Annotated in this window: 7 protein-coding genes, 3 pseudogenes and 1 other annotated feature; of the genes and pseudogenes, 5 read left to right on the top strand and 5 right to left on the bottom strand. The window is 55.6% G+C overall.

Annotation, left to right across the window (positions count from 1 at the left end; translation table 11 throughout):
• Positions 1 to 131: 131 nt before the first annotated feature.
• The 3 genes and pseudogenes from H0A72_RS22285 to H0A72_RS21830 form a co-directional block, all read left to right on the top strand.
• Positions 132 to 308 (top strand): annotated as a pseudogene (locus H0A72_RS22285) (2-oxo-hept-4-ene-1,7-dioate hydratase); the annotation flags it as partial.
• 79 nt (positions 309 to 387) lie between these two features.
• Entirely contained in the window at positions 388 to 714 is a 327-nt protein-coding gene (locus H0A72_RS21835; protein WP_180158622.1) for a non-heme iron oxygenase ferredoxin subunit, read from the top strand.
• A 2-nt stretch (positions 715 to 716) separates the two neighbouring features.
• A complete protein-coding gene (locus tag H0A72_RS21830) occupies positions 717 to 1,940 on the top strand; it encodes an NAD(P)/FAD-dependent oxidoreductase (protein WP_246437108.1) in 1,224 nt (407 codons plus the stop codon).
• A gap of 116 nt (positions 1,941 to 2,056) precedes the next feature.
• Here H0A72_RS21830 and H0A72_RS21825 read toward each other — a convergent pair whose 3' ends face one another.
• Positions 2,057 to 2,587 carry a peroxiredoxin gene (locus H0A72_RS21825; protein WP_218953449.1) on the bottom strand — a complete coding sequence of 177 codons (531 nt, stop codon included), beginning with the start codon at positions 2,585 to 2,587 and terminating at the stop codon, positions 2,057 to 2,059.
• Positions 2,588 to 2,745: 158 nt separating this feature from the next.
• Positions 2,746 to 3,276 (bottom strand): aminotransferase class I/II-fold pyridoxal phosphate-dependent enzyme, encoded by a 531-nt coding sequence (locus tag H0A72_RS21820; protein ID WP_180158620.1) that lies wholly within the window; start codon positions 3,274 to 3,276, stop codon positions 2,746 to 2,748.
• Positions 3,277 to 3,381: 105 nt separating this feature from the next.
• Here H0A72_RS21820 and H0A72_RS21815 point away from each other — a divergent pair, with 105 nt between their 5' ends.
• Entirely contained in the window at positions 3,382 to 4,263 is an 882-nt protein-coding gene (locus H0A72_RS21815) for a DMT family transporter (RefSeq protein WP_180158619.1), read from the top strand.
• A 10-nt stretch (positions 4,264 to 4,273) separates the two neighbouring features.
• Here the strand turns inward: H0A72_RS21815 and H0A72_RS21810 are convergent, their stop codons facing one another.
• Positions 4,274 to 5,218 carry a LysR substrate-binding domain-containing protein gene (locus H0A72_RS21810; protein ID WP_180158618.1) on the bottom strand — a complete coding sequence of 315 codons (945 nt, stop codon included), beginning with the start codon at positions 5,216 to 5,218 and terminating at the stop codon, positions 4,274 to 4,276.
• 475 nt (positions 5,219 to 5,693) lie between these two features.
• On the opposite strand from H0A72_RS21810, the pseudogene H0A72_RS21805 reads away from it, so the two are divergent.
• A pseudogene (locus H0A72_RS21805) lies at positions 5,694 to 5,870 on the top strand (transposase); the annotation flags it as partial.
• A 31-nt stretch (positions 5,871 to 5,901) separates the two neighbouring features.
• On the opposite strand, the pseudogene H0A72_RS21800 reads toward H0A72_RS21805, so the two are convergent.
• Positions 5,902 to 6,336 (bottom strand): annotated as a pseudogene (locus tag H0A72_RS21800) (IS3 family transposase); the annotation flags it as partial.
• Positions 6,223 to 6,339 (bottom strand) — a sequence feature (AL1L pseudoknot). Its footprint overlaps the pseudogene before it by 114 nt.
• Positions 6,340 to 6,411: 72 nt before the next feature.
• The gene (locus H0A72_RS21795) at positions 6,412 to 6,984 is read right to left on the bottom strand and encodes a tyrosine-type recombinase/integrase (protein ID WP_180158617.1); all 573 of its coding nucleotides are present in this window, start codon (positions 6,982 to 6,984) and stop codon (positions 6,412 to 6,414) included.
• Positions 6,985 to 7,105 lie beyond the last annotated feature (121 nt).

The following is a 7,105-nucleotide window of genomic DNA, read 5'->3' as shown; positions in this document are numbered from 1 at the left end:
GAGATCCGGCCGCATTCGAGCCTGAATTACCAAACCCCACACGAGTTTGTGGGAAACCTGACCAACGAATTAACATCCGAGGCCAGAATCTCTAGTCCTTACTGGTAGGAAATTCCCGGACAGGTCAGGGCCACCCTGCAAAAGGGGTGGTATGGCTGGCGAATAGACTGTCTGAATATGACATTGCGCTCGAAGCAGGGCAGATCATCTTAGGTGGGTCTTTTACACGGCCCATTCATCTTCGATCCGGTGATTCTATCCATGCCGATTATGGTCCGTTAGGAACAATCAGCTGCTATGTAGGGTAGCTTCCCAGAGGGGTGATGGGTTCAGATAGTAGGTTTGATGATGCCGGTTGCAAAAGCATTTTTATCAAAGGTTTGAGTAATGAGTGACCATAAAGAATGGAAGCGTGTGGCGTCGGTCCAGGATATTTCGGCCGACACCGGTACACTGCGTGTCTTGGTAGACGGCGAAGCGGTGTGTATATACGACGTGGACGGTGCGATCTGTGCGACGCAGGACAAATGCCCCCACGGGAATGCTAGCTTGGCCGAGGGTTATTTAGAGGATGGGAAAATTGAGTGCCCCTTGCATCAAGGCGTATTCGACATTCGGAGTGGCCGGCCGCTTTGTCCGCCGGTGACGACGCCCATCCAGACATACGAGGTCAAGGTGGAGGATGGTGCTGTCCTAATTCGTCCTCAGCCATGACTATGGAAACGATTGTCATTATCGGGGCGGGTCAGGCGGGTGGATGGGCTGCCAAGACGTTGCGTGACGAAGGCTATGCAGGGCGGATCCTGTTGTTTGGATCCGAAGCCCATCCCCCGTATGAAAGGCCACCACTGTCCAAGGGGGTGCTTACGGGCGCGACCGTGGCCTGCGACACTGTCCTGTTCTCCCATCAGCAGATGTCGACGGACGGCATCGAATTTTTCCCGCTGCGTACGGTACGGCAAATCAGAACAAACGATCAGACCATTTGTCTGGATAATGGGGAAACCATTGCTTACGATAAAGCGCTGATATGCACAGGCGGCCGGCCATTCGTTCCCGATTTTGAAGGCGCCAGTTCGCGTGATGTGTTCTGTCTTCGCACCCTCGACGATGCCGGACGTTTGAAGGAGCGTTTGGCACGCTCACGACAAAAGGTTGTGATCATCGGGGCCGGATGGATTGGGCTCGAGATTGCGGCAACCGCGCGGGGACTCGATAACGATGTCAGCATATTTGAAGTCGCACCACGGGTGTGCGCACGTAGTGTGATGCCTGCCGTCTCCGAGGAGTTGCTCAGGTTGCATCAGCAGCATGGAGTCGATATCCATGTGTCGACCGAGATCGCGTCTATAGAAGTATCGTATGGCGGTGGTTCTGACGTTCACCTGAAGAATGGCGGGAAGTGTCATGCCGATATCGTGGTGATGGGGACCGGCTTGATCAGCAACGACGAACTTGCGCGGGATGCCGGCCTGGCTTGCGAGCGTGGGGTGCTTGTCGATGCGGGTTGCCGGACATCGAACGAGCATGTCTTCGCGGCCGGTGACGTGGCTGTTCTGACTTATGAGTCACTGGGGATACGGAGCAGGTTGGAAAGCTGGCAGAATGCCCAGGATCAGGGCATGGCCGCTGCGCGGGCCATGCTGGGTTTCGAGGTGGTCTATCAGCCGATTCCGCTGATCTGGTCGGAGCAGTTCGATGTCATGATCCAGTCAGCAGGCCATCCCCAGTTGGTCACCCGCACTATCACACGAACATTAGGGGAAGGTGGTCGCTCGATGTTCTTCGGGCTGAATGCAACAGATCAAATTGTTGCTGTAGTGGGTTTTAACGCTGGGAGGGAGTATCGCGTTGCCAGAAAACTTGTGGAGACAGTTGCTCGGGTAGATCCGAATCTGCTTGGAGAACCGGCCGTGTCATTGGCCAGTCTTGTTTGTTGAATCTGGGCTCATCCCCTGTTTATGGGTAGAGCTCCTGGCATCGGGTATTGATTCGGCCCCAAGCCATCAATATTCCTGGGTATCATCATACCCATTTTGGGTTTTTTGGCCACACTTCAGTTGCGCCGCTCAACCCCCAGTTCGCCCAGATTACTGACCATGTCCTCCGCTGACGTTTCCGGCCTGACCTGGGTATCGATCTTCAAGATGCGGCCGTCCTTGCCTATATAGAAGGTATGCCGTTTGGCAACGCCCAGCATGCCCAGCACGCCGTAGGCGTTGGCCACCGACTTGTCTTCATCGCTCAGCAAGGGGAAGTCGGCCTCGGTCTTTTCCGCGAAGTCGATGTTGGCGGCAAGCGGGTCGACGCTGGCCATGAAATATGTCACATCAAACTGGCGGATCTTGTCGCCATTTTCCGCCAGCGATTTGCATTCGATCGTGCAGCCATGCGTGTTGGCTTTGGGAAACCAGGCCAACACCACCGCCTGCTTGCCGCGATAGTCTGACAACTGATAAGTGGCGCCGTCAGCCCCCGGCAAGCGGAAATCGGGGGCCATGTCACCCACCTCGACCGCACCGGCCATGCCGGAAAACGCCACGAGGCAAGCCGCCAGAAGCGTCGTGCTGAAACGTTGGAACATCATGAGCTCCGTTCAAGGTTGAGGTGGATCATGAGGCTGGTCCACCGGCTATTGATAGTACCAAGCCCGTGGGCGTGTGCCTCTGTGTGAGCTCCACCGGTTCCGGCTGGGGGTTTGGTTCGCCCGAAACTTGAATGAGTTCGAAGGCTCGGTGATGCTGGTCAGGTCAGGTGTGCCGCACAGGCTCGTTTCAGCCGCCCCGCAGCTTCGATGATCTGGTCCTCGGACACGGCGAAAGACAGCCTCAGATGGCCGGGGGAACCGAAAACCGTTCCAGGCACGACCGCCAGACCATGATGCTCCAGGAGGTACTCGGAGAAAGCGGTGTCGGACGACGCTTCAAGTATGCCCGAACGGTAAAGGTTGGAAATGGCATCAGCCACATTCACAAAGAGATAGAACGAGCCTTCGCTCGGAATGAAGCGTAAGCCGGGAATGTCGCTCAAGCGGTCGCATAACAGAAGATGGCGCTTGCGGTAGGCTCGCAGCATGGGTTCGACCAGGCTTGCGGAATGGCTCAGTGCGACGACGGCTGCAGCTTGCGAGATCGCATTGGGCGAGCCTGTCGTTTGCGACTGCACGGTTTCCATGGCTTCGATCAGCTCGCTGCTGGACGCTGATAGCCTGGAAAGAAGCTGGAGGCACGGGGAAAATCGATCGATCATAATGATATGGAATAAGACCTGTTCCATACCGGATCAGCATGGGTTATTTATTTATATTGATAATAGAGAGACATCCATACTGATCAGAATTTTTAGTAGAAAGATAAAACCAGAGACGAAGAGGAATGGAGAATGGCTATTTTGCATCCTGCCACACAAGCAGCCACCTGGATGTCAGGCGCGCTTGTCTCGCTTGCCGCAATGGCCGTTGCGACACGAGAGCTTTCGGCACTTATCAGTATCTCTCAGATTTTATTCTTCAGAAGCACCTGTGGTCTGCTGATAATTTGCTTTCTCCTCAGCCGCAAAAACTGGCGGCAGATCATCAGCCCCCAACTCTCATCGCATGTTGTTCGGAACACAAGCCACTTGCTCGCCCAATATGCATGGATCTACGGAATCATGTTCATTCCCATGGCGGAAGTGTTCGCCATCGAATTTACAGCCCCCGTGTGGAGCACTCTCCTGGCTGCGATAATCCTCAAAGAGAAAATCACCTATCCACGCCTTGTTTCATTATTTCTTGGTGTATTGGGCGTGTTGTTGATTGTCCGCCCTGGCGCCAATGGCGTGCATCCTGCTGCACTTGTCGTGTTGTGTGGATCCGTCTGTTTTGCCTTGTCATACACAATGACCAAGAAGCTATCCGCTACCGACACACCATTGTGCATCCTTTTCTATATGACGGCCATTCAATTGCCATTAGCGCTAATCCCGTCCATATGGAACTGGCAAACGGTCTCTTACCAGGCTTGGCCGTATATCCTGATCGTTGGCACAGTCTCGCTTGCCGCCCACTACTGCATGGCACGCGCCATGCGCGTGGCCGACGTCGCAATTGTAGTTCCGCTGGATTTCCTGCGGCTTCCTCTAATTGCCGTGGTCGGTGCCATTCTGTATGGGGAACGCGTGGAGGTCTGGGTACTTGCCGGCGCCGCATTGATTCTGATCGGAAATCTGTTCAGCATCCGGATGGAGAAACGGCGGCAAAAGCAACCAACCTCACAAGCATGAGGTCTGCCATTCAATTCATTTCAGCGAAGCAGCGTTTTAAAAAATCAACGCCGACTTTCAATTTCGCCGACTCATCGCTTCGATTAAGAAGCACGGCATACACAGCGCGGTTGTGCGGTAGATAATCAGACAAGACTTCCGTCAATCGCCCTTCCTGCAAGTCTTTTTCAACCATCCATCTCGCACCCATCATGATCCCCAGACCTTCCAGACAAGCGTAACGCACTGCCAGGCCGTGGTCTGCAACAAAATTGCCTTGAATATGCACCTGGGTCACTTGTCCATCAACCAAGACGGGCCAACGGGTATTGACTGTGGATCCGCTCGTAACCAGGCAGTTGTGGGCTCGCAAATCGGCTGGCTCATTAGGTACACCGCGCTTCTCGAGATAAGCCGGTGTCGCACAGAACACTCGACGATAGGGCGCCAACCGCACCGCAATCAACCCCGGATCGATAGAATCGGCAATCCGCACGGCCAAATCGACGCGCGCTGCATAGAGGTCGATCGTCGCCATGGAAAAGTTCACATCCAACGTCAGTTTAGGATTCTCGACAAGCAACCTAGGCAATTTCGGCGCGATGAATTCCCGTCCGAGCATCGCTGGCACAGTCATCCGGAGGCATCCGCTGGGTTCGTCCTTGAGTGCTGACAGCTCTTCAGCAGCTTCATCAAGCTCCTTGAGTGCACGCATGCAATGGTCATAAAGCCGCTCGCCCGCCTCTGTGACCATCAAACGTCGGGTATCCCGATTGAACAATCGTTGACCAATGCTCTTCTCAACGAACGCAATACGCTTGCTAACCATGGCCGGCGTCACACCGATACGCCGAGCCACCTCCGAAAAACTTCCTGTCTCAACAGAGCGAACGAAAATCCGTAATGATGTGAAGTCTTTGAAGATCGCGGATTCGATCAACTGAGACTCATTCAATTCTGTATAGTGCTTAGTCACTCTGTATCCGTACGTTGATGCCTAGACTGCGCCTACGCTTCGTCCAGATTCGTAGCGTCGCAGCCGTATCAACGCCCACGAGTGCTGGAATCTTGAAAAAGGAATCTGCCCACCATGTCCAAGAGTGCCGATACATCGATTCAAATCGACAACGGCGTTCGAAGCAATGACGAATGACGGGGGGGCTTCCTGCACGCTCGAATAGGTAAGTACACCACAATGAATAGAGAATGCCTAGCCCTGCTTACCCGTTACGTAAGCTCATCGCACCCACTGCTTTGAACAAGGTATGGATTGCTTCCTTCTCGGTGTTTCACATGATAAACACCTGTTGAACACCAGCCTGCTTCTTCAGTCGTTGCGGGACCAACGCTTCAGTGGAAGGGCGGATGCATGATGTGCTGCACAACCTGGACAATGACCTTGCCTTGTTTCCACGTACAGCAAGAAAGTGATAGTTTGTTGTTAACGGAGAATGGAAATGACAGAGAAGCAGGGTCCCAAACGGCAATACACGGAAGAGTACAAAATGGAGTCGGCGCGCTTGGCGCATTCCGTGGGGATTAATGAGGCAGCACGGCGTCTGGGCGTGCCGTCGGCGACTTTGGGCAACTGGGCACGCCGTTTGGCGGCCCATACGCTGGTGTCAAGCGGTTCGCAGCAGCGGACGCTGCCTGCCCGTTCCGTTTCGGAGCTTGAGGCCGAGAATGCCGCTTCACCAGATCCCTCGGGCAGGCTGCTGCGCCGTCTGGCACCGTGGTGCGCACACGTTTACCCCGCCGGACTCCCTCAATGCCGAGGCGCCGCATCAGGCGCTCGACCGTGCAGCGGGCCACGGTCACGCCTTCCCGATTCAATTGCTTCCAGACCTTGCGCGCGCCGTACACCCGAAAGTTCTGCTCCCAGACTCGCTGGATCTGCACCATGAGCCGTTCATCCTTCTTGGCTCGTTGGCTTCGTCGTTCTGGATTGCGGCATCGTGCGGCGTGGCGCCAGTACGCTGACGGGGCGACCTGCAACATCTTGCAGATCGGCTCGACCCCATACAGATCCCGATGCTGGTCGATGTAGGCGTTTACTTCTTCAGGTCGCGGTCGAGCGCCGCCTGGGCGAAAAAAGCGCTCGCGGACTTCAGGGGAAAACTTGTTGTTCTGATTGCTCATGGCTCCATTCTCTCAAGAATTAGAGCCTCCTCAAAATCCGGTTCGATTCAGGCCGCTGGGCCCAGTCACCTTGTACATGCCGCGCAAGATGTCCACGACCTGGGAGGGCAGGGGTACGATGTGAGGCTGGGTTTGCGGGTGTTCCTTGTGGACTTTGCGCAGCTTCATGATGCTCGGCGGGCACACCCAGATGCCGGCGTCCAATAATTCCAGCTGCCCCCACTCCATCATGCGAACCTGGCCGGGTCGCTGGAACACGTAGGGCATGACCTGCAAGGCGCAGCAGACGATGTAGTGCCCCTTGTAGCCGCGGATGTCGCGCATCAACTGCCCGATCTTCTGCGGCTCCAGGATGGTGGCGTGGTGCCGGGTGACGTGGGTGCGCAGCTTGAAGTCGGCTACGCCCTTGGCCATGAAGTTCTTGCCGGGCTCCAGCAGGCCCAGGGTGACGGCGCGGGCGTAGATGCGTTGGATGCTTTCGCGCGTGCGGATGGCGGTTTCGCGTGTGCCGGACAGCGAGATGGCCTCCAGGCATTGCAGGACGTCGAGCTGGTTCAGCGTACCGATGGGGTGGCGGCCGATCCTGGGAAAGACATGTGTCAAGGGTCATCCAAATTTCCCCATCCATGGTCATTCAATTTTCCCCACCCTAGTTCCCGTCATTCGACGGAGGGGGTTTCAGCGGGTCTGACCAGGCCCGCTTTGAGCTTGTCTTTCAGGCGGT

It is taken from the genome of Parapusillimonas granuli (genome assembly GCF_013416525.1).
GTDB lineage: Bacteria > Pseudomonadota > Gammaproteobacteria > Burkholderiales > Burkholderiaceae_B > Parapusillimonas > Parapusillimonas granuli.
Note: the sequence above shows the minus strand (reverse complement) of the source record. Positions and strands in the feature narration are given on the sequence as shown.

What these genes read in the sequence shown, in the direction of transcription:
- H0A72_RS21825 (WP_218953449.1), bottom strand. Translation starts at nt 2,587, where the DNA reads ATGATGTTCCAACGTTTCAGCACGACGCTTCTGGCGGCTTGCCTCGTG.
- H0A72_RS21820 (WP_180158620.1), bottom strand. Translation starts at nt 3,276, where the DNA reads ATGGAACAGGTCTTATTCCATATCATTATGATCGATCGATTTTCCCCG.
- H0A72_RS21830 (WP_246437108.1), top strand. Translation starts at nt 717, where the DNA reads ATGGAAACGATTGTCATTATCGGGGCGGGTCAGGCGGGTGGATGGGCT.
- H0A72_RS21835 (WP_180158622.1), top strand. Translation starts at nt 388, where the DNA reads ATGAGTGACCATAAAGAATGGAAGCGTGTGGCGTCGGTCCAGGATATT.
- H0A72_RS21815 (WP_180158619.1), top strand. Translation starts at nt 3,382, where the DNA reads ATGGCTATTTTGCATCCTGCCACACAAGCAGCCACCTGGATGTCAGGC.